18 protein-coding genes and 1 pseudogene are annotated in these 21,079 nt (G+C 60.7%); 11 read left to right on the forward strand and 8 right to left on the reverse strand.

Annotated elements, in window-relative coordinates:
- Nucleotides 1–9 precede the first annotated feature (9 nt).
- The 4 genes and pseudogenes from DFS28_RS04695 to DFS28_RS04715 all read right to left on the reverse strand — a co-directional run.
- Nucleotides 10–338: pseudogene (locus DFS28_RS04695) on the reverse strand (MFS transporter); the annotation flags it as partial.
- Nucleotides 339–553: 215 nt separating this feature from the next.
- A complete protein-coding gene (locus DFS28_RS04700) occupies nucleotides 554–1,342 on the reverse strand; it encodes an SDR family oxidoreductase (RefSeq protein WP_111448775.1) in 789 nt (262 codons plus the stop codon).
- A 549-nt stretch (nucleotides 1,343–1,891) separates the two neighbouring features.
- On the reverse strand, nucleotides 1,892–3,232 hold the full coding sequence (locus DFS28_RS04710) for a sorbosone dehydrogenase family protein (protein ID WP_111448776.1): 1,341 nt from the start codon (nucleotides 3,230–3,232) through the stop codon (nucleotides 1,892–1,894).
- 184 nt (nucleotides 3,233–3,416) lie between these two features.
- The gene (locus DFS28_RS04715) at nucleotides 3,417–4,340 is read right to left on the reverse strand and encodes a LysR family transcriptional regulator (RefSeq protein WP_111448777.1); all 924 of its coding nucleotides are present in this window, start codon (nucleotides 4,338–4,340) and stop codon (nucleotides 3,417–3,419) included.
- A gap of 175 nt (nucleotides 4,341–4,515) precedes the next feature.
- On the opposite strand from DFS28_RS04715, the gene DFS28_RS04720 reads away from it, so the two are divergent.
- The 11 genes from DFS28_RS04720 (at nucleotide 4,516) to DFS28_RS04775 (ending at nucleotide 16,980) form a co-directional block, all read left to right on the forward strand.
- Nucleotides 4,516–5,655, forward strand: a complete 1,140-nt coding sequence (locus DFS28_RS04720; protein WP_111448778.1) for an iron-containing alcohol dehydrogenase — start codon at nucleotides 4,516–4,518, stop codon at nucleotides 5,653–5,655.
- Between the two features lie 75 nt (nucleotides 5,656–5,730).
- Nucleotides 5,731–6,510, forward strand: a complete 780-nt coding sequence (locus tag DFS28_RS04725) for an enoyl-CoA hydratase-related protein (RefSeq protein ID WP_111448779.1) — start codon at nucleotides 5,731–5,733, stop codon at nucleotides 6,508–6,510.
- A gap of 1 nt (nucleotide 6,511) precedes the next feature.
- Nucleotides 6,512–7,717, forward strand: a complete 1,206-nt coding sequence (locus tag DFS28_RS04730; RefSeq protein WP_111448780.1) for a CaiB/BaiF CoA-transferase family protein — start codon at nucleotides 6,512–6,514, stop codon at nucleotides 7,715–7,717.
- Nucleotides 7,718–7,886: 169 nt separating this feature from the next.
- A complete protein-coding gene (locus tag DFS28_RS04740) occupies nucleotides 7,887–8,930 on the forward strand; it encodes a TRAP transporter substrate-binding protein (protein WP_111448781.1) in 1,044 nt (347 codons plus the stop codon).
- 15 nt (nucleotides 8,931–8,945) lie between these two features.
- On the forward strand, nucleotides 8,946–10,844 hold the full coding sequence (locus DFS28_RS04745; protein ID WP_111448782.1) for a TRAP transporter large permease subunit: 1,899 nt from the start codon (nucleotides 8,946–8,948) through the stop codon (nucleotides 10,842–10,844).
- A gap of 40 nt (nucleotides 10,845–10,884) precedes the next feature.
- Entirely contained in the window at nucleotides 10,885–11,343 is a 459-nt protein-coding gene (locus DFS28_RS04750) for a thioesterase family protein (RefSeq protein ID WP_111448783.1), read from the forward strand.
- A 14-nt stretch (nucleotides 11,344–11,357) separates the two neighbouring features.
- A complete protein-coding gene (locus tag DFS28_RS04755) occupies nucleotides 11,358–12,317 on the forward strand; it encodes an amidohydrolase (RefSeq protein WP_111448784.1) in 960 nt (319 codons plus the stop codon).
- Nucleotides 12,310–13,269: an amidohydrolase gene (locus DFS28_RS04760; protein ID WP_111448785.1), complete on the forward strand. Its 960-nt coding sequence runs from the start codon at nucleotides 12,310–12,312 to the stop codon at nucleotides 13,267–13,269. The genes DFS28_RS04755 and DFS28_RS04760 overlap by 8 nt, the downstream gene beginning before the upstream one ends.
- A gap of 31 nt (nucleotides 13,270–13,300) precedes the next feature.
- A complete protein-coding gene (locus DFS28_RS04765; RefSeq protein ID WP_111448786.1) occupies nucleotides 13,301–14,878 on the forward strand; it encodes an aldehyde dehydrogenase (NADP(+)) in 1,578 nt (525 codons plus the stop codon).
- A 118-nt stretch (nucleotides 14,879–14,996) separates the two neighbouring features.
- Entirely contained in the window at nucleotides 14,997–15,569 is a 573-nt protein-coding gene (locus DFS28_RS04770; RefSeq protein ID WP_111448787.1) for a PPC domain-containing DNA-binding protein, read from the forward strand.
- A gap of 103 nt (nucleotides 15,570–15,672) precedes the next feature.
- Nucleotides 15,673–16,980 carry an OprD family porin gene (locus DFS28_RS04775; RefSeq protein ID WP_111448788.1) on the forward strand — a complete coding sequence of 436 codons (1,308 nt, stop codon included), beginning with the start codon at nucleotides 15,673–15,675 and terminating at the stop codon, nucleotides 16,978–16,980.
- A 948-nt stretch (nucleotides 16,981–17,928) separates the two neighbouring features.
- Here the strand turns inward: DFS28_RS04775 and DFS28_RS04785 are convergent.
- From DFS28_RS04785 to DFS28_RS04800, 4 genes are read right to left on the reverse strand one after another with little or no spacing between them, the layout of a single operon-like run.
- Nucleotides 17,929–18,576, reverse strand: a complete 648-nt coding sequence (locus tag DFS28_RS04785) for an amino acid ABC transporter permease (RefSeq protein ID WP_109632169.1) — start codon at nucleotides 18,574–18,576, stop codon at nucleotides 17,929–17,931.
- 1 nt (nucleotide 18,577) lies between these two features.
- A complete protein-coding gene (locus DFS28_RS04790; RefSeq protein ID WP_111448790.1) occupies nucleotides 18,578–19,258 on the reverse strand; it encodes an amino acid ABC transporter permease in 681 nt (226 codons plus the stop codon).
- Between the two features lie 3 nt (nucleotides 19,259–19,261).
- Entirely contained in the window at nucleotides 19,262–20,038 is a 777-nt protein-coding gene (locus DFS28_RS04795; protein WP_111448791.1) for an amino acid ABC transporter ATP-binding protein, read from the reverse strand.
- A gap of 16 nt (nucleotides 20,039–20,054) precedes the next feature.
- Nucleotides 20,055–21,020 carry a transporter substrate-binding domain-containing protein gene (locus tag DFS28_RS04800; protein ID WP_111448792.1) on the reverse strand — a complete coding sequence of 322 codons (966 nt, stop codon included), beginning with the start codon at nucleotides 21,018–21,020 and terminating at the stop codon, nucleotides 20,055–20,057.
- Nucleotides 21,021–21,079 lie beyond the last annotated feature (59 nt).

Genomic DNA, 21,079 nt, shown 5'->3' on the forward strand with positions numbered 1-21,079 from the left:
GCGCTCCTTTCACGCCAGCCCTCGTTCCCGATAATCGATCAGGCTGGAGAATATCGCCAGCAGCATGGCCATGACCACGAAGAAGATCAGCACCAGGAAATACGACCCGGTGAACTGCACGATCAGCCCGATCAGGATCGGCACGATCACCCCGGCCATATGTTCCCGCAGAAGTTCATGGTGCCGGCCAATACGCCGGTTTTCGAGGTGCCGCCGAGGATCGAGGGAATGCACCAGTACATGCCACACCTGCGAATGAAAAACATCGCCACGCAGAGCAAGCCGATCGCTTTGCTGGCCTCGCTCGCATACGCCACCGCCAGCATGCACAGGGCCGACCCAATGCCAGTCAGCCATGGTTCTGAATACCGCAATCCCTGTGGGAGCGACCTGTGGTGAGGGGATTTATCCCCTCGCCACAGGTCGCTCCTACAGGTTTTGCGTTTTGACTGATCGAGTATTGGGCAAGCGGCTCCACTCTAATCACCCCCCCGAAAGCTGAATAATGAGGGGATCTGATGGGGGGATCACCAATCGTCATCCCCCCAAAAAATCAGAACGTACCGGGGTAGCTGCCGCCGTCCAGCAACAGGTTTTGCCCGGTGAGGAAACCGGCGTGGGCGCTGCAGATGAACGCGCAATAGGCGCCGAACTCGTCGGGCTGGCCGAAACGCTGGGCCGGCACGTGCTGGCGGCGCTGCTCGCTGATGCTCTCGACCGTGGTGCTATTGGCTTGCGCGGCGGCACTCAGGGTTTTGTGCAGGCGCTCAGTCTCGAACGGGCCTGGCAGCAGATTGTTAATGGTCACGTTGTGCCCGGCCAGACGCGACTGACGCGCGAGCCCGGCGATGAAACCGGTCAGCCCGCTGCGGGCGCCGTTGGACAGGCCCAGCACATCGATCGGCGCCTTCACCGCACCAGAGGTGATGTTGACGATGCGCCCGAACCCGCGCTCGGCCATGCCATCGACGCAGGCCTTGATCAGCTCGATGGGCGTGAGCATGTTGGCATCCAGCGCTTTCAACCAGTCTTCGCGCTGCCAGTCACGGAAGTCACCCGGCGGCGGACCGCCAGCGTTATTGACCAGGATGTCCACCTGCGGACACGCCGCCAACACCTGCTCACGCACCGCAGGCGTGCTGATGTCCCCGGCCACCGTGCGCACTTCGATGCTCGGTGCCAGGTTGCGCAACTCAGAGGCGGCAGCCTGCAGCGTTTCATCGCCGCGAGCGTTGATCACCAGATTGACGCCCTCCTTCGCCAAGGCACGCGCACAGGCCAGTCCCAAGCCCTTGCTGGCGGCGCAGACGATGGCCCAGCGACCCGAAATAGCCAAATCCATGATGGTGCTCCTGTTGGTTGTGAGTTGAGGAAGACTGTGTGCGTTTAGAGTGAAGTCGTGGTGTTTCTGGACGCCGCACCAGGCTTCGGAACCAGCCCTCACCCTAGCCCTCTCCCGGGGGGAGAGGGAACTGACCGAGGTGTTTGCTCGGAATACGGCGAGCTGAGATATAGAGTCGAACTCAGGCTTTGAAAGCAACAAAGATCTGCTCCCTTTCTCCTCTCCCCCGTGGGGAGAGGGCGTAGGTAACGACGCAAGGTGTTGTAGCTGCTTATGACGTAACACCGATTGTCTTTAAACAGTCGTCGTTAAACAGGTTTATGCACTGCGCCAGATCCGACGCCATCGCGAGCAGGCTCACTCCCACAGGGCCCGATGTCGGCCACAAATTTCGCGAACACTATAAAACCAATGTGGGAGCGGGCTTGCTCGCGAAAGCGGTGTGTCAGGCAACAGTGTTTTTGACTGTGCCACCGCCTTCGCGAGCAAGCCCGCTCCCACAGGGGGCTGTGCCCACCACAAACTTGCGGAGTTAGCCGTCGCGCGTTTCTAGGGCTTGACGATTGCGATGCGCCAGACCTTGTTCCCGACATCGTCAGCCACCAACAACGCTCCGCCCTGATCAAGCGTGACGCCCACCGGGCGCCCTTGGGCTTCGCCATCGGCATTGAGGAAATCAGTCAGGAAGTCCACCGGCAGCCCCGAGGGTTTGCCATCGCTGAAGGGAATGAACACCACTTTGTAACCGGCCTGGGGGTTACGGTTCCAAGAGCCGTGTTCACCGACAAACACGCCATTGGCGAAATTGGCGGGCATGCCTCGGGCATCAGAGAACGTCAGGCCCAAGGGTGCGACGTGGGTGCCCAACGCATAGTCCGGCGCGATCGCCTTGGCCACCCGGTCCGGACGCGGCGGCTCGACACGGGTGTCGACATGGGCGCCGTAGTAGCTCCACGGCCAACCGTAGAACGCACCGTCCTGCACCGACGTCAGGTAATCCGGCACCAGGTCGCTGCCGATTTCGTCGCGCTCGTTGACCACCGTCCACAATTGCGTCGAACCGGGCTTCCAGGCCAGTCCGTTGGGGTTGCGCAGGCCGCTGGCAAACAGACGTTTGCTGCCGCTTTTAACGTCTACCTCCCAAATTGCAGCGCGCCCTTCTTCCGCATCGAGGCCGTTCTCGCCGACGTTACTGTTGGAACCCACCGTGACGTACAGCTTTGTCCCTTCAGGGTTGGCGATGACATTCTTGGTCCAGTGGTGATTAATGCCTGCGGGTAGATCGGTCACTTTCACCGGCGTCGCATTCACCTCGGTCTGACCCGCGTTGTACGGCACTTTGACCAGTGCATCGGCATTGGCAATAAACAATTCATTGCCCACCAACGCCATGCCAAACGGCGAAGCGAGGCCAGTCATGAAGACCTTCCGCACTTCCGCGTGGCCATCACCGTCGGCATCGCGCAACAAGGTAATGCGATTGGCGCTGGGTGCATCAGCGCCGATGCGGCCCATCACAACACCCATGACGGTGCGTTTTGCCCAGGCGATCGGCCCGGTGCCACCGTCAGTCGCGCCTTCCGGCATCGGCGGGTGGTTGCTCTCGGCAACCAGCACATCGCCGTTGGGCAGCGTGTACACCCAGCGCGGGTGATCGAGGTTTTCGGCCAGCGCGGTCACTTTAAAACCGGCAGGTGCCTTGGGCATGTCATTACCGGCCCAGCCGATCGCTTTGGACACTTTTAACGTGGGGATCAACGAGGTGGTGGGTTCAGGCAATTGCGGGGACGGACCGACGCTGGCCTGAGGCGGCAATTTGGACGACTCGCCACACGCGGTGAGCAGCACAGCAGTGGTCATCAAGAGCGCAAGTCGGTTGGACACATTCATTGTTCTAACCTCGCAACGGCCATCCGTGGGCCAATTATTGGGCAGGCAAAATCCCGCGAAGTATCCCGGCGCGGGCCCGTTTCAAACACCGCGCCTGTCGCAAATCAAATTTGCCTGAAACGCACGAATGCGCGCCTCCAAAGCCGGGCACTATCGCAAGTGCCTGTTTCAACCGGCCCCGAGCTCAAACCGGGTTCAACAACGCCTCTCGCAGCAACCTGGCCGCCGGCGAGTCCGGCACGCCTTTGCGCGAAACCAGCTCATACGGTTCGCTGCGCGAGGTGATGGGCAGCGGCAGCGTGGTGGTGAAACCGTAGCCGGAGCAGAACTTCGCCACGTCGGTCGACACCAACGCGACGAGGGTCGGGTTTTCCTGAAGCAGCGACAAGGTGGCAAACGCCGATGTGGTTTCCAGCAGGTGCACCGGGAAACGCAGGTCAGCCTCGTGAAACTCGCGCTCCAGCAGCAAACGCATCGGCATGTTGGCGCGATAGACCACCCAGCGGTAATCCACCAGGTCTTTCAGCGAGAGCTGCCGGGCATAGGCGAACGGATGCTGAGTGCTGGCGATCACCGCCAGGGTTTCTTCGACGAAGGTGGCGCTCTCATACAAGTAGGGCGTGGTGCTGATGGTCGTGCGGCAGATCGCGAGATCCAGGCGCCCGGCGTCCAGCTGGCTAAGCAGTGCGGCGCTGGTGTCCTCGACGATCTCGATGGACAGCTTCGGGTGGTCGGCAATCACCCGGCTGATCGCGGTGGTCAGCAGCGGGACGGCGCCCATGATGGTGCCGACGGACACACGTCCGCCCTCGCCGCTCATGATGCCGATGATCTCCTCGCGCAGATGGGCGAGGTCGGTCTGGATCAAGCGGGCGTAACGGATGACCGAGCGTCCGGCATCGTTCGGCTCAAGCCCGCGGTTAGTACGGGTGAACAGCGAAGTGCCGAAGGTGGTTTCAATTTCTTGCAGGGCTTTACTGGCGCCGGGCTGGGTCAGCGCGACCTGTTTGGCCGCGCCCAGCAAGGAGCCGTGTTCATCAAGGGCTATCAACAAGCGCAGCTGCTTGATGTGCAGGCGGGACATGATCGAATTGAGTGAGGGTGTCATCAGGGTTAACTAAAAGTTATAGAGGTATCGAAAGTTGTCAGTATCGAGGCTCGCCACGACGGCCCTATAGTCCACCCCACAACCAGGCAATGCAATGGGTTTGACCAGATAGCGAAAGCCTTCCTGCCGCAGACCGATTGCAACAATAACAATCCTGTATAACTTGTGGTGAATCATGTCCCTCATCAATTACGTCACCAAGATCCAGTTCGGCTACGACAGCCTGCAGCATCTGGCCGCCGAAGCCGAGCGCGCGGGCATTACCCGGCCACTGATTGTCACCGACATCGGCGTGCGCAATGCCGGCATCGTCGACAAGGTCATCGCGGCCCTCGGCGCCAGCCTGCCCCCTTCAATTTTCGACGCCACCCCGTCCAACCCCAACGAACATGCGGTACGTGAAGCCGTGGCGCAATACCACCTCGACGAGTGCAACGGCATCATCGCGGTCGGCGGTGGTTCTTCCATCGATCTGGCCAAAGGCGTCGCGGTCTGCGCCACGCACGACGGTCCCCTGCACAGCTTTGCGGTGATCGAAGGTGGGCTGGATCGCATCACCTCTGCCACCGCGCCGCTGATCGCCATTCCCACCACGGCGGGCACCGGCAGCGAAGTCGGCCGAGGCGCCATCCTGATCCTCGACGATGGTCGCAAGGTGGGCGTAATCTCACCTTATGTGGTGCCTCGCGTGGCCATCTGCGACCCGGAACTGACCCTGGGCCTGCCACCGATGCTGACCGCCGCCACCGGCATGGACGCGATCGCTCATTGCATCGAGACGTTCATGGCGCCGGCCTTCAACCCTGCAGCAGATGGCATCGCCCTCGATGGCCTGTGGCGTGCCTGGGAACACATCGAGCGCGCCACCGCCGAACCCGGTGATCGCGAAGCGCGAATGAACATGATGAGCGCGTCGATGCAGGGCGCACTCGCCTTTCAGAAGGGATTGGGCTGCGTGCACAGCCTGTCCCACGCCTTGGGCGGCATCAATCCGAAGCTGCACCACGGCACCTTGAACGCCATCTTTCTGCCCGCGGTCGTGGACTTCAACGCCAACGCCCCGACCGTTCGCGACGAACGCAAGCTCGAACGCCTGCGCCATGCCATGGGCCTTGAGGCCGGCGCCAATATCGGTACGGCCATCGAGGACATGACCCGCCGTCTGGGCCTGCCGACCCGCCTGAGCGAAATCGGCGTCGATGAAAGCCTGTTCGCCGGCATCGTTGAAGGCGCCTTGCACGATCACAGCCACAAGACCAACCCCCGCGAAGCATCGTCCGCGGACTACCTGTCGATGCTTGCGCAGTCTTTGTAAACCACCGCTATCCAACAACAATAAATCAGGAGGCAGCCGCAGCGTCGAACGTGATTCGACGCCAGCGGAACAATCATGAAGCCCACCGTCCTTATCGACCGGCAAGACAGCCTTGCCACCGTCACCCTCAGCCACCCGGGGAAAATGAACGCCCTGACCTTATCCATGTGGCAGGACCTGGGTGATGTCATGACCGAGTTGTCCGCCGACGCCAGCGTGCGCTGCGTCATATTGCGCGGTGCCGGCGAGCAAGCCTTTGCCGCTGGCGCCGATGTCAGCGAGTTTCCGACCGTACGCGCCAACGCCACACAGGCCCGGATCTATGCCGAGATCACCTCGGCGGCCATGCGTGCAGTCGTGCACTGCCCACACCCGGTGATCGCGATGATCCATGGCGTGTGTGTCGGCGGCGGCCTGGAAATCGCCGCACTCTGCGACCTGCGTATCTGCGGCACCTCCAGTCGTTTCGGCGCACCGGTCGGCAAGCTCGGGCTGGTCATGTCCTATGACGAAATGGCTGGACTGGTGGCGCTGGCCGGACGCTCGACGACCCTGGAGATTCTTCTTGAAGGCCGCATTCTCGACGCCCATGACGCCTACGTAAAAAACCTTGTGACCCGCGTCGTACCCGATGCCGAGGTCGAGTCCGAAACCCTCGCCACCGCCAGGCGCATCGTCAATGGAGCGCCCCTCGTCGCCCGCTGGCATCGCCAGGCCGCACGCCAGCTTGAGGCCGGCGTTGCCCCCAGCGTCGAGCAGATTGACGCGAGTTACTTCTGCTACGACACCGAAGATTTTCAGATCGGTCTGAACGCTTTCATCGAGAAAGCCAAACCACAATTCAAGGGGAAATAACATGGGACCGCTGACAGGAATGCGCGTGGTAGAACTGGCTCACATCATGTCCGGCCCGGTGTGCGGAATGATGCTGGCCGACATGGGCGCCGACGTGGTGAAGGTCGAGAAAGTCCCGGGCGGTGATGATTCGCGCCGCTTCTCGCCGATCATGGCCAGCGGTGAATCCGCCTCGTTCATGGTGGTGAACCGCAACAAGCGCGGCATTGGCCTGAACCTGAAAACCGAGGGCGGGCGCGACGTGTTGCGCCGCCTGTTGATGGACGCCGATGTGGTCACGGAAAACTTCCGTGCCGGCACCATGGAGAAATTCGGCCTGGGCTATGAAACGCTGAAAACCCTCAATCCAGGGCTGATCTACTGCGCGATCTCCGGCTACGGGCGCAGCGGGCCGTTCGGCGAGAAAGGCGGTTTCGACCTGATTGCCCAGGGCATGAGCGGCATGATGAGCATGACCGGTGAAGCCGGGCGTGAGCCGGTCAAGGCCGGTTCGCCTGTGGCCGACATCAACTCCGGCATCCTCGCCGCCCTCGGCATTTGCGCCGCTTACGCTGCCAAGCAGAAAACCGGCCTGGGGCAGATGGTCGATACCTCGCTGTTCGAAGCCGGACTGCAACAGATGTACTGGCCGGCGGCGGCGTATTTCGCCGATGGCACCATCCTGCCGAAGATGGGTTCGGCCAACTCTACCAGCGCGCCGTATCAGGTGTTCCGCACCGCAGACGGCTGGATCAACATTGGCGCCGCCAACCAGGCCAACTACGAACGGCTGGTCGAGGCGCTCGCCGTGCCACAACTCAAAGCCGACCCACGATTCGCCAGCAACGCGTTGCGTATGGAGCACCGCCTGGCCCTGGTGGAAATCCTCAACGAAGTCCTGGTCGCGCGCACCACGGATGAATGGATGGTGCTGTTCGACAGCCTCGGCCTGCCTGCCGGGCCGGTCCTCGATATCGCCGCGGCACTGGCTCATCCGCAAACCGAAGCACGCGGCATGATCGTCGAGACCCAACACCCGACCGAAGGCCGGGTACGCGGCATGGGCCTGCCGATTCACTTCTCCGACATGGACAACGCCGCGCCGCCGACCAGCCGGCATGCCCCGCTGCTCGGTGAACACACCCGCGAAGTGCTGAAAGAAAGTGGCTACGCGGAAGATGAAATCGACGAGTTGATTCGAACCCAGGCCGTGGTGGCACTGGCGTAACGCACAAAAACTGTGGGAGCGGGCTTGCTCGCGAATGCGGTGGGTCAGTTGACATAAATGCTGACTGACACGACGCCTTCGCGAGCAAGCCCGCTCCCACAAGGAGCAGCGTTCACTTAACTGATTCGCTGTTTTTTAGAACAACTACAAAAACAATAAGGTGAACATCATGAGCCGTATCTTGACCGAAGCTGTCAGCCGTCGATCATTCCTGGTATCTGCCGGCGTCACCGTCGGCGGTGCATTCGCCGCCAACCTGCTGCCCTCCAGCGTCTTCGCCGCGACCAAACCCATCGTGTTGCGCTACACCAGCAGCCTGCCCGACACCCATCCACTGAACATCCAGATGAAGGCGGCTTCACTCGCCATCAAGGCTGAAACCAACGGCGCCGTGGACTTGCAGGTGTACGCCAACGGCGCCATGGGCGGCGACACCGACATGCTCTCCCAGGTGCGCGCCGGCGCCATCGACTTCATTCCATTGCCAGGCGCGATTCTCTCCACGCTGGTGCCGGCCATGTCGATCGAAAGCATGCCATTCGCGTTCAAGGACTACGACAGTGTCTGGGCCGCGCTGGACGGCAAGCTGGGCGAATACGTACGCGCCAAGACCGAGAAGGTCGGCCTGATCCCGATGGAGAAAGTCTGGAACAACGGCTTCCGCCAGATCACCAGTTCGACACGGCCGATCTACACGCCGCAAGACCTGGCCGGTTTCAAACTGCGGGTGCTGGTCAGCCCGTTGTGGACTTCCATGTTCAGTGCCCTGGGCGCCTCCCCTACCGGCATCAGCATCAACGAGACCTACTCGGCATTGCAGACCAAAGTGGTCGACGGCCAGGAAAACCCACTGGTGGTGGTCGAAGCCGCGCGCTTCTATGAAGTGCAAAAATACTGCTCCATGACCGACCACATCTGGGGCGGTTTCTGGATCGTCGCCTCGGGCAAGACCTTTCCCAAACTGCCCGCGGACGTACAGGAAATCGTTTCCCGGCAAATCAACGCCGCCGCGCTGGTTCAGCGTCAACAGGTGATCGATCTCAACTCCAGCCTGGAGCCATCCCTGACCGCCCATGGCATCACCTTCAACAAAGTCGACCGTTCATTGTTCCGCACTGAGTTGCAGTCCAAAGGCTTCTACACCCAATGGAAAGAAAAGTACGGCAATGAAGCCTGGAGCTTATTGGAGCAGTACGCGGGTCAACTGTCCTAAGCCGGAGACAAGGTCATGAAAAACGAAATACCAATGACGGATGTTTCTCCCGCTGAAGGACTCAGCACGCGCCCCACCACCTTTCGTCTCGGTCACGCCTTGGACACCGGGCTGCGCTGGCTGACCGAGGGCAGCGCGGCGTTGCTGGTGGTTGTCGAAGTCACGCTGCTGTTTTGCAATGTGTTCTCGCGCTACGTACTCAATCAACCCATTGTCTGGGGCGACGAACTCGCCTCGCTGCTGTTTCTCTGGCTGGCGATGCTCGGCTCAGTGGTGGCGATGCGTCGAGGCGAGCACATGCGACTGACCTCGTTCATCGGGCGGCTGCCGCTGGAAAAACGCGCCTTTGTCGACACCTTGGGTGCGGTGATCGTCATCGCGTTCATTGGGTTGCTGTTCACCCCGGCCTGGGAATACGTCAGCGACGAGTGGATCATCACCACCGCCGCCCTTGAAATCCCCAACGCCTTTCGCGTGTCTGCCATCGCGGTCGGTCTGAGCCTGATGCTGATGACCTGTGTCGCGCGTCTGCTGACCAGTGCCCGGTTGATCGACTTCTCCGTGTCGGTGGCGATGCTGGCTTCCCTGGCCGCGTTGTTGTGGGTGGCTGAAGGCTGGATGTTGCTGATGGGTAACTGGAACCTGATCATTTTCTTCATGGTCGGTGTGATGGCGATGATCGTGATCGGCGTACCGATCATGGTAGCGTTCGGCCTGGCGACGGTGGCTTATCTGTCGACCATGACCGGCACGCCCTTGACCCTGGTGGTGGGCCGGATGGACGAAGGCATGGCGAGCCTGATCTTGCTGGCCATCCCGTTGTTTGTGTTTTTGGGGGCACTGATCGAGGCCATGGGCATGGCCCGCGCGATGATCCGCTTCCTTTGCTCGTTAATCGGCCATGTCCGTGGCGGCCTGTCGTATGTGTTGATCGGGGCCATCTACCTGATTTCCGGCATTTCCGGCTCCAAGGCTGCCGACATGGCGGCCATCGCACCGGCGCTGTTTCCGGAAATGAAGAAACGCGGTGAGGATGAAAACGAACTGGTGGCGATGCTCAACGCGTCCGGGGCGATGTCGGAAACCATTCCACCGAGCCTGGTACTGATCACCATTGGATCGGTGACCGGTGTGTCGATTTCCGCCCTGTTCACCGGTGGTTTCATGCCGGCGGTGGTGGGTGCCATCGCTATGGCGGCGGTGATCTGGTGGAAAAACCGCAAAGGCGAGGCCTCCACCGGTAAACGCGCCTCAGGCAAGGAAATCGGCCACTCGCTGCTGGTGGCATTACCGGCACTGGCCCTGCCCTTCGTGATCCGCACCGCGGTGGTTGAAGGGGTCGCGACCGCCACCGAAGTCGCCGCCATCGGCGTGGCCTACACCTTTGTCGTCGGATTGCTGTGCTACCGCTGCTTTGACTGGCGCCGGCTGTATCCGATCCTGGTCAGCACCGCGTCGCTGTCCGGCGCGATCCTGATCATCATCGGCAGCGCCACCGCCATGGCCTGGGCATTGACCCAGTCAGGCTTCTCCCACCAGTTGGCGCAGGTGATGTCGACGGTGCCGGGCGGCGCGATGGGCTTCCTGATCATCTCCGCCGTGGCGTTCATCCTCCTGGGCAGTTTTCTGGAAGGCATCCCGGCCATCGTGCTGTTCGGACCGCTGCTGTTTCCGATTGCCAAGGCCATGGGTATCAACGACGTGCATTACGCCATGGTCGCGATCTTCGCCATGGGCCTGGGTTTGTTCGCACCACCGTTTGGCGTGGGTTTCTACGCCGCTTGCGCCATCGCCAAGGTCGACCCCAGCGGCGCCATGCGTCGGGTCTGGCCGTATCTCGGCGCACTCGTTGTCGCCCTGGGCGTGCTGATCGCCGTGCCCTGGATTTCCATCGGTTTCCTGCCCAACGCCTGAATCACTTTTTGACTGTCAGCACTCAACTACGAGGTTTCTCATGAATTTCTCCACACTCGAAGCCGGCACCGCCACCGAACGCCGACTGGTCATCGACAAGCAACGCACCATCTCGTTTCTGGGCGAGGACTTGCGCATCTACGCCACGCCCCGGTTGGTGGATGACATCGAACAGACCTGCCTTGATTACCTGCTCACCTTCCTCGATGAGGGCGAAAACACCGTCGGTGCGGCCGTCGACATCCGCCACGTCGGCGCCACGTTGCTCGGCATGTCGGTCAGCATCGTCGCCACGGTCACCCGGATCGAGGGTCGCAGCGTCACCTTCAACGTCGAAGTACGCGATGACGTCGAGCTGGTGGCCACGGCGGCGCATACCCGGGTGGTGGTGAACGTCGCCAAACTGCGCAGCCGCGTTCAGGCCAAGGCCGAGGCGGCCGCCGCAGGGGACGTCGAAGACGGCGTGCTCAGCCCTTCCCAATTCGCCGCGTCGCGCTGAGCAAGGGTGACGACATGATCACGCTGCACGAACGCAACGGCTTGCCGAACCTTGCGGCCGAGGATGCACTACCGATTGTCGATGCTCACCACCACTTGTGGGACCTGGGCAACGGTCGTTATCCCTGGCTGCAGGACGACTATCACGAGGATTTTTTCCTCGGCGACTATCACAGCCTGTGCCGTGATTTCTTGCCGGAAAACTTTCTCGCCCTGACCGAAAGACAACGGTTGGTGGGAACGGTGCATGTCGAGGCCGAACGTGCTCGCGATGAGCAAGTCGCCGAGACACGCTGGCTGGAACAGGTGAATGCCCGTTACGGCTTCCCGAATGCCATCGTTGCCCACGCCTGGTTTGATCGTGAGGACAGCGCGGACATTCTCGCGGCTCAGGCCGCCAGGCCGCTGGTGAAAGGCATACGCTCCAAACCGGTGACCTCGGCATCGCCGGACGTATCGATTGCCGGCGCCAAGGGCACCATGCAGGACCCGAAATGGCTGGAAGGCTTTTCGCGCCTGGCTGAGCACGGTCTGTCGTGGGACCTGCGCGTGCCGCCGTGGCACTTGGTCGAGGCCGCCGAAGTGGCGGCGATGTTTCCGCAGATCCAGATCGCCCTCAATCACACCGGTTTCGCCTGGGATCGCAGCCCGCAGGGCATGACCCGCTGGCGCAAGGGCCTGGAAGCGCTGGCCTTGCAGCCCAACGTGCACATCAAGCTGTCGGAGTTCGGGCTGAAAGACTCGCCCTGGAACTACGACGACAACCGGATCGTGGTGCTGACCGCATTGGAGATCTTCGGTCCCGAGCGCTGCATGTTCGCCAGCAACTTCCCGGTCGCCGGTTTGCGCGCGTCCTACGACACGATTGCCGATGGCGTGGCCGCGATGCTCGCGCCACTGGGGCGTGCCGTGCAGGAAGCGGTGTTCGCCGGCAATGCACAACGCTTTTATCGTCTGGAGGAACAGCATGGATAACCCCTCCGTGATCGACTGGCGCGCGCGCTTTCTAGCCAGCGGCGAGGATGCGGACTTACCCATCGTCGACGCTCATCAACATTATTTCGACATCGAAAAACATTACTACCCGTGGCTGAACGACCGCCCGTTGCGAGCGTTTCGTTATGGCGATTACTCGTCGATCTGCCGCAACTTTCTGCCTGAGGACTATCGCCGGCTGACGGGCAACCATCGGATCGTGCAGACCGTCGTTATCGAGGGTGAATGGGACCCTGCGACCCCCGCCGACGAGGTGAGGTTTGTCGAGTCACTGGCACAAAATGAACCGACGTTGGCGGCGATGGTTGCGCAGGTTTGGCTTGATCGTGAAGACGCATCGGACCTCTTGCGCCTGTACGGCGATCATCCGTTGGTGCGCGGTGTGCGCCACAAACCGGCGGTCACCAGCCTTGAAGCCTGGCGCGAAGATTTCGTGGCGCCCGGCTCCATGCGCGACCCTCGTTGGCGTGAGGGCTACGCACAACTGGCTGAAAACGGTCTGCATTTCGAGTTGCAGGCGCCCTGGTGGCATCTGGCGGAAGCGGCCGAGCTGGCCAGGGACTTTCCCGACGTGACCATCGTGGTCAATCACGCGGCGCTGCCATCTGATCGTTCGCAACAAGGGTTGGCCGGCTGGCGTGAAAACCTCGCGTTGCTGGCACGGGAGCCGAACGTGGCCCTGAAGATTTCCGGCATTTGCATCCCCGGTGAGGCGTGGCCCGTCGAGGCGAACCGCGTGGTGGTGAACGACGCGATCTCGATTGTCGATGTCAGTCGCTGTGCGTTTGCCAGCAATTACCCGGTCGACGGCGTCGTGAACGGCATGAGCGAGATCTTCGACGGCTTCAAAACGATTGTCAGCGACCGCTCCCTGACGGATCGGCTCGCCCTGTTTCATGACAACGCCCGACGCATTTACCGGCTCACTTGACCCTCATTTGAACAGCCCTTCAGGAGTTCCCATGTTTGAAGTTTCAGGCCACAACTACATCGCTGGCGCTCGTTCGGCAAAAGGCTCGAGCACCTTGCAAAGCCACGACGCCACTACCGGCGAAGCACTGCCGTATCGCTTCCATCAGGCGACCGTGGATGAAGTGAATGCGGCCGCAGAAGCGGCGACCACGGCTTACCCGATCTTTCGTAATCTTTCATCCGCCCGACGCGCTCAGTTTTTGGAGGCGATTGCCACTGAGCTTGAGGCGCTGGACGACTCGTTCATCGCCCTGGTGTGCAGGGAAACTGCCCTGCCCGCCGGCCGTATTCAAGGTGAGCGGGCACGCACCAGCGGCCAGATGCGCCTGTTCGCCACGATGCTGCGTCGCGGCGATTTCTACGGCGCGCGCATCGATCGTGCGCTACCCGAGCGTCAACCGTTGCCCCGCCCTGACCTGCGCCAGTACCGCACGGGGCTCGGTCCGGTCGCCGTGTTCGGTGCCAGCAACTTCCCGTTGGCCTTCTCGACCGCTGGCGGCGACACCGCTTCCGCCCTCGCAGCAGGCTGCCCGGTGGTGTTCAAGGCCCACAGCGGTCACATGGCAACCGCCGATTACGTCGCCGATGCGATCACTCGCGCGGCCCGGAAAACTGGAATGCCTGATGGCGTGTTCAACATGCTCTACGGCAGCGTCGGTGAAGCATTGGTCAAGCATCCGGCGATTCAGGCAGTGGGGTTCACCGGGTCATTGCGTGGCGGTCGGGCCTTGTGTGACATGGCGGCGGCCCGTCCTCAACCGATTCCGGTGTTCGCCGAGATGAGCAGCATCAACCCGGTGTTGTTGATGCCAGAAGCACTCAAGGCGCGCGGTGACAAGATCGCTGCCGAGCTGAGCGCTTCCGTGGTGCTGGGTGCGGGTCAGTTCTGCACCAATCCCGGTTTGGTTTTGGGCATTCGTTCGCCAGAATTCACTGCTTTTCTGGAACGTTTTGCCGGTTTGATGGGCGAGCAATCCGCGCAAACGATGCTCAATGTCGGCGCGCTGAAAAGCTATTGCCACGGCCTGGACAATCTTCACGCGCACCCCGGCATGACGCACCTGGCCGGCGCCGCACAACAGGGTAATCAGGCGCAGCCGCAGGTGTTCAAGGCCGATGTCAGCCTGCTGATTAATGGTGATGAGTTGCTTCAGGAAGAAGTCTTCGGCCCGACCACCATTGTGGTGGAAGTCGCTGACCAGGCCGAATTGCTCCAGGCACTGCACGGTTTGCGCGGCCAGTTGACCGCCACGCTGATCGTCGAAGATTCGGATCTCAGCACCCTGAACGAAGTGCTGGCCCTGCTGGAACAGAAAGTCGGGCGCGTGCTGTTCAACGGTTATCCAACCGGCGTGGAAGTCTGCGACGCCATGGTTCATGGCGGACCGTACCCGGCCACTTCGGATGCTCGCGGTACATCGGTCGGTACGTTGGCGATTGATCGTTTCCTGCGTCCCGTTTGTTATCAGAACTGCCCCGACAGCTTGCTGCCGGACGCCCTGAAGAACGCCAACCCGCTGGGCATTGCCCGACTGGTTGACGGTGTCAGCAGCCGTGATGCGCTGTAAGTCACCGAACTAACACCCACCGTTAATAACAACTCCGTCGCCTATCGAAAAATAGGCGCCGGACACGCTCGCCTCCAAAAACGCTGTAACCCACAACAACAAAAACAGAGGAAGTCTCATGCACGTTCAACTTCACCCGAAACACCGCTTTTGTAAATTGATGCTGGCCGTGACCGCCGCCGTGATGATCAACACCGCAGGCACTCAACTGGCCGTTGCCGAAACCGCTCCCGCCGCGACGACAGCCCCTATGCAATGTGTCACTGAAACCACACCGCGCTACACCAAAACCCCCACCGGTTACCTCATGGTCCTGCGCATGGGCGACAACGCCTTCAAGGAACTGACCAAACTGGCCATCGCCGAGAAAATCCCCAGCGCCTCCATCAGCGGCATCGGCTTCGGCAACGTGAAGTTCGGTTTCTGGAACAAGGACAAAAAGGACTTCGACGCCAAGACCTTGAACAGTGTCGAGATGGCCAGCATCACCGGCTCGGTGGCGTGGAAAAATGATCAGCCTTCGATCCATATGCACGGCGTCGCCGGTGACGCCACGTTTCAAGCGTACGGCGGCCACATCCTCGACTTCGAAGTCACCACCGGTTCGATGGAAATCACTGTGATCGTGCACCAGCGTCGTCTGGAACGCGGGATTGACCCGTGCATCGGCGCCAACGTGTTGGGTATTTAAGCCGGGCAAATAACGCTCCCGCAGGCATCGATCGTTGCCGGCACCCGTTACTGCGGGAGCCACCCTCCCAAATTCAAACTACAAAAATAAAGGGGCGATTCAGATGAGCAAGAAGAAAACGGCGGTGACGTTTGCATTGAGTGCCATTGCACTCAGCACCCAGGCGCACGCCGACTTCCTGAGTGACAGCAAAGCCACTCTGGGGATGAGAAATTTCTACTTCAACAACGACAACCGTGACGGCACCGCCGCGCCTTCGAAAACCGAAGAGTGGGCGCAGGGTTTCATGCTCGATTACAAGTCGGGCTACACCGATGGCACGGTTGGTTTTGGTGTCGATGCACTGGGCCTGATGGGGATTACGCTGGACAGCGGCAAGGGACGGCACGTCGGCAGCTCGATGATTCCTTCAGAGAGTGATAACCGCGCTGTCGATGAATGGAGCCGGTTGGGGTTGACTGGCAAGGTCAAAGTCTCGAAAACCGAACTGCGCCTTGGCACGCTGATGCCCAAACTTCCAATCCTTGTCTCCAACGACGGCCGTCTGCTGCCGCAGACCTTTGAAGGTGGCCAGATCACCTCGGGCGAGTTCAAGGACTTGACCCTCACGGGAGGCCGAATCGAACACGCAACAGGACGGGGCTCAAGCGATCAAACGGGGTTGGCCGCCACGGGCGGCACCCGCGAAAGCAACGCGTTCGACTTCGCCGGCGGCGACTGGAAAATTACCAAGGACCTGACCGCCCAGTATTACTACGCCAACCTCGACAACTACTACACCCAGCAGTTTTTCGGCCTGATCCACACACTGGCGATCGCGGAAGGTCAATCGCTGAAAACCGATTTGCGCTACTTCAAGACCGATTCATCCGGTGAAAACAGCTCGGGCACTTCAGGCTACAAAATCAGCGGCTACACCCAAGGCAATGATGGCGAGATCGACAATCGGACCTGGAGCGCCGCGCTGATTTACACGGTGGGTGGCCATGGCCTCACAGCGGGCTATCAAAGCGTTTCCAGCGGCAGCAACTTCACGCAGCTCAATCAGGGCGGCCTGGCCAACAAGGGGGCCGGCGGCTCCAGCGTTTACCTGTACACCGACCGACTGATTCAAACCTTCACCCGCGCAGGGGAACGCACAGCCTTCGGTCAATACGCCTATGACTTTGCCGCCATGGGGGTGCCCGGACTGAAAGCGTCGGTCATGTACCTCAGTGGTGACGACATCAAGACGACCTCTGGCGACACCCAGAAGGAATGGGAGCGGGACATAGCGCTGGACTACGTGATTCAGTCCGGTTCGCTTAAAGGTGTCGGGTTCGGATGGCGTAACGGCAAGTCCAACAGCGAGGCGTCCCGTGACCAGGACCAAAATCGCTTGATCGTGAGCTACAGCATCCCGCTGCTGTAGGAGCAAAGCTTGCTCCGGGCGGCGATCCGACGATGGCGTCGGCACACTCAACATCAAGGTGACCGACCCACCGCCTTCGCGAGCAAGCCCGCTCCCACATAGGACCTCCGGTGGCCGCAGAATGTGTGATCAACCCAATTCCCTGTGGGAGTGAGCCTGCTCGCGATGGCGTCGGCACACTCAACATCAAGGTGACTGACCCACCGCAATCGCGAGCAGGCTCACTCCCACATTGAATCTCGGATGGCCGCAGAACTTGTGATCAATTTAATTCCCTGTGGGAGCGGGCTTGCTCGCGAAAGCGTCGGCCCACGCAACATCAAGGTGACTGACATACCGCCTTCGCGAGCAAGCCCGCTCCCACATTTGGACCTCCGGGGAACGCAGAATGTGTGATCAACCTGATTCCCTGTGGGAGTGAGCCTGCTCGCGATGGCGTCGGCACATGCAACATCAAGGTGACGGACACACCGCCTTCGCGAGCAAGCCCGCTCCCACATTTGGACCTCCGGTGAACGCAGAATGTGTGATCAACCTGATTCCTTATGGGAGCGGGCTTGCTCGCGATGGCGTCGGCACACGCAACATCAAGGTGACGGACACACCGCCTTCGTGAGCAAGCCCGCTCCCACATTTGGACCTCCGGTGAACGCAGAATGTGTGATCAACCTGATTCCTTATGGGAGCGGGCTTGCTCGCGATGGCGTCGGCACACGCAACATCAAGGTGACGGACACACCGCCTTCGCGAGCAAGCCCGCTCCCACATTTGGACCTCCGGTGAACGCAGAATGTCTGATCAACCTGATTCCCTGTGGGAGCGGGCTTGCTCGCGATGGCGTCGGCACACGCAACATCAAGGTGACTGACACACCGCCTTCGCGAGCAGGCTCACTCCCACATTTGGACCTCCGGTGGCCGCAGGAATTGTGGCCAGCCTCAATCCCGATCAATGCCTGGTCTTGCGCTCCAGCAATCGCACGCCAAGTGACAGCGGATAACACAGCGCAAAGTAGATCGCGCCCACCAGGATGTAGATTTCAAGTGGCATGAAGTACACAGAACTCAAGTCCTGAGCCCGCAACATCAGGTCCGGCGCCGCGATCAGCGAGGCCACCGAGGTGTCCTTCAACAGCGAGATCGCGACGTTGCCGATCGGCGCGAGCACGATGCGAATGGCCTGTGGCAACACGACCCAGCGCAACACCTTGAGGTGGGGCATGCCAATCGCTTTCGCGGCTTCCACTTGTCCCTTGGGCACCGCCTCCAGACCCGAGCGGTAAATCTCCGACAGGTAGGCCGCGGCATTCAACCCCAAACCAATCATCGCGGCTTGAAACGAGCTGAATTGAACGCCGATTTCGGTCAGGCTGAAGTAGACGATAAACAGTTGCACCAGCGCCGGGGTACCGCGGAACACCTCGATGTAGATCAGCGCCGCACGGCGCAATGGCCGGCTGCGAGACAGTCGTGCCAGTGCCACCAGCAAACCGACGACCAGGCCGATGACCAGCGCTCCGAACGCCAATTGGAGTGTGGCCCAGGCCGCGGCCAGCAATTCGACATGGGTTGCTTCCCACAACTCGCCATAGCCCATATCAGTTCTCCTTGACGACTTTGAGACGGCGTTCGGTACGCGCCGCCCAGTGGGAAAGCACCAGGCTCAACACCAGGTAGATGGTCGCCAACAGGAAGTAAATCAGGTTGGTCTGGTAGGTTTCGCTGACCAGCATTTTCGCCTTGAAGGTCAGCTCCGGCACCGCCGCCGCCGAGGCCAGGGAAGTGTCTTTGAGCAGGCCGATGGCGAAGTTGGCCATCCCCGGAATCGCGACCTTGAACGCCTGGGGCAGCACGATGATGCGCATCGCAAGGGAGCGGGTCATGCCGATGGAATACGCCGCTTCACTTTGTCCGCGATCGATGGTGCGGATGCTCGAACGGAACACCTCGGAAAGAATCGCCGCACCGTTCAGACCAAAACCGATAATCGCCGCACCGATGGCCGGCAAGGTAATGCCGATGTAGGTCAGCCCGAAATACAGGATGAACAGCTGGGTGAGGATCGGTATGTTGCGAAACACCTCCAGGTACGCACTGGCAATCAGGCTCAATACTCGGCTGCGCGAGAGTCGCATCAACGCCAGGCAAAACCCCAGTAGCGTCGCGACCACAAACGCGGCAGCCGTCAGACCGACAGTCGTCAGTGCACCGATGCCCAGCACATTCAAAAAGTACGGGAGCATTTCGATGGCTTTGTTCAGTGCAATGGAATCGAACATCGATCAGTGCTCCTGCACAGCGCGGATAAAGGAGCGGGTGCGTTCGATCTGGCTCTCGCGGAAAATCTGCCGAGGCGGCCCCTGTTCGACAATGTTGCCGTCGGCCATGAAAATCACCTGATCGGAGACGCTTTCGGCGAAGTGCATTTCATGGGTCACGATAATCATCGTCATGCCCTCCTCCGCCAGTTTGCGCATGACCGTCAGCACTTCACCCACCAGTTCCGGGTCCAGCGCCGAAGTGGCCTCGTCGAACAACATCAGCTTGGGCTGCATCGCCAGCGCCCGGGCGATGGCGATCCGTTGCTGTTGCCCGCCCGAGAGCTGTTCCGGGTACACGTCACGTTTGGCAAACATCCCCACCTTGTTCAGCAGGTCCTCGGCGAGTTCCACCGCTTCGGCGCGGCTGCGCTGTTGCACCTTGAGTGGGCCGAGGATGATGTTGTCCAGTACCGAGAGGTGCGGAAACAGGTTGAAGCGCTGGAACACCATGCCGATCTCGGTACGCATGCGTGCCAGTTCCTTGTCGCTCATGGGCACTTTTCGGGTGCCCACCAGACGCTGGCCGATCAGTTCGTTGTCGATGTAAATGTCGCCTTTGGTCGGTTCTTCCAGGTAGTTGACGCAGCGCAACAAGGTGGTCTTGCCCGACCCGCTGGGGCCGATGAGCGAGATCTTCTGACCCTGCTGCACGTTGAGGTCGATGCCTTTGAGAACGTCCAGGCTGCCGAAGGACTTGTAGAGCCCTTCGATGCGCACCAGTGGGGTTGATTCAGCCATGAGCTATATCCTCGACTCAGGCAAAGGCCTGACTGAAATCTCGCGGTTGATGCTTGAACGGCCCGATGAGGTTGCCCTGCTCGTCCCGGTCGACGCCGATGCGCGGGTCCTTGGTCGGAGGCACGAGGTAATCGGGGTTCTTGATCCCGTATTTGGCGAGGATCGGTTTGATCTGATCCGTGGCTTTGAGCCAGCGCAGGCCTTGATTGATGCCGTCGAACAGATCCTGGTGCTGCGGATGGACGCCCCAGATCGCCTCGAACTTGGCGGTCAGGCTGGGGAATTTTTCATCGTAGGACATCGGGATCTGTTTGAGTTTGAGGCTCGGGTCCTGAAGGATCATGTAGTCGATGGTCGGGGCATCCAGCACGGCAAAATCCAGGCGACCGGCACGCACATCGCGCAGGCAGGAGTCGGTGTTGTCGTAGAGTTTGACCTCCTTCACGCCGTCGATTTTCTTCATGTCCGGGATGGTGAAATAGCCGGTGATGGCGCCGATGGTGCGGCCCTTCACGTCGTTCACGGTGATGGCGGTATCGAACGGCTCATTGTCGCGCATGATCACGTAGGCACCGGTGTAGAACACCGGGTCGGTCAACAGCAGGATTTTGGAGCGCATCGGATTCCAGGCGAAGTTGCCACCGAACCAGTCGGCGCGCCCTGATCTCACGGCTTCCATCACCGCCGGGAAACCCATGGTCAGCACATCGAGCTTGAGCTCGAGACGGTCGGCGATGATTTTCAGCAATTCCAGATCGGTGCCGACGGGTACGCCTTCGCGCAACGCCCCCAGGGGCATGTCGCCCAGGCACGCCGCGGTCAGGTAGCCCTCGCGCACGGTCTTGATCGGTTTCCCGGCCGCGAAGGCGAAGGACATCGGGCCCATTGCGCTTGCCGCCAATGCCGCTAACGAACCGTAGCCAGTGGCTTTGAGGAGACCGCGTCGGGAAAAACCTTGGGTATCAAACTTGAAGTCGGACATAGATCACCTATGGGCAAATTGTTGTTTTGACCGGTACAAGCCTTGCAACTCAATCGCCG

The organism is Pseudomonas sp. 478 (assembly GCF_003254125.1).
Classification (GTDB): Bacteria; Pseudomonadota; Gammaproteobacteria; order Pseudomonadales; family Pseudomonadaceae; genus Aquipseudomonas.

Bases quoted from the DNA above. Each gene is read 5' to 3' on its own strand.
- DFS28_RS04770 (WP_111448787.1), top strand. From the start codon at position 14,997: ATGCACGTTCAACTTCACCCGAAACACCGCTTTTGTAAATTGATGCTG.
- DFS28_RS04725 (WP_111448779.1), top strand. From the start codon at position 5,731: ATGAAGCCCACCGTCCTTATCGACCGGCAAGACAGCCTTGCCACCGTC.
- DFS28_RS04785 (WP_109632169.1), bottom strand. From the start codon at position 18,576: ATGGGCTATGGCGAGTTGTGGGAAGCAACCCATGTCGAATTGCTGGCC.
- DFS28_RS04790 (WP_111448790.1), bottom strand. From the start codon at position 19,258: ATGTTCGATTCCATTGCACTGAACAAAGCCATCGAAATGCTCCCGTAC.
- DFS28_RS04760 (WP_111448785.1), top strand. From the start codon at position 12,310: ATGGATAACCCCTCCGTGATCGACTGGCGCGCGCGCTTTCTAGCCAGC.
- DFS28_RS04700 (WP_111448775.1), bottom strand. From the start codon at position 1,342: ATGGATTTGGCTATTTCGGGTCGCTGGGCCATCGTCTGCGCCGCCAGC.
- DFS28_RS04775 (WP_111448788.1), top strand. From the start codon at position 15,673: ATGAGCAAGAAGAAAACGGCGGTGACGTTTGCATTGAGTGCCATTGCA.
- DFS28_RS04740 (WP_111448781.1), top strand. From the start codon at position 7,887: ATGAGCCGTATCTTGACCGAAGCTGTCAGCCGTCGATCATTCCTGGTA.
- DFS28_RS04765 (WP_111448786.1), top strand. From the start codon at position 13,301: ATGTTTGAAGTTTCAGGCCACAACTACATCGCTGGCGCTCGTTCGGCA.
- DFS28_RS04745 (WP_111448782.1), top strand. From the start codon at position 8,946: ATGAAAAACGAAATACCAATGACGGATGTTTCTCCCGCTGAAGGACTC.
- DFS28_RS04800 (WP_111448792.1), bottom strand. From the start codon at position 21,020: ATGTCCGACTTCAAGTTTGATACCCAAGGTTTTTCCCGACGCGGTCTC.
- DFS28_RS04715 (WP_111448777.1), bottom strand. From the start codon at position 4,340: ATGACACCCTCACTCAATTCGATCATGTCCCGCCTGCACATCAAGCAG.
- DFS28_RS04750 (WP_111448783.1), top strand. From the start codon at position 10,885: ATGAATTTCTCCACACTCGAAGCCGGCACCGCCACCGAACGCCGACTG.
- DFS28_RS04720 (WP_111448778.1), top strand. From the start codon at position 4,516: ATGTCCCTCATCAATTACGTCACCAAGATCCAGTTCGGCTACGACAGC.
- DFS28_RS04755 (WP_111448784.1), top strand. From the start codon at position 11,358: ATGATCACGCTGCACGAACGCAACGGCTTGCCGAACCTTGCGGCCGAG.
- DFS28_RS04795 (WP_111448791.1), bottom strand. From the start codon at position 20,038: ATGGCTGAATCAACCCCACTGGTGCGCATCGAAGGGCTCTACAAGTCC.
- DFS28_RS04710 (WP_111448776.1), bottom strand. From the start codon at position 3,232: ATGAATGTGTCCAACCGACTTGCGCTCTTGATGACCACTGCTGTGCTG.
- DFS28_RS04730 (WP_111448780.1), top strand. From the start codon at position 6,512: ATGGGACCGCTGACAGGAATGCGCGTGGTAGAACTGGCTCACATCATG.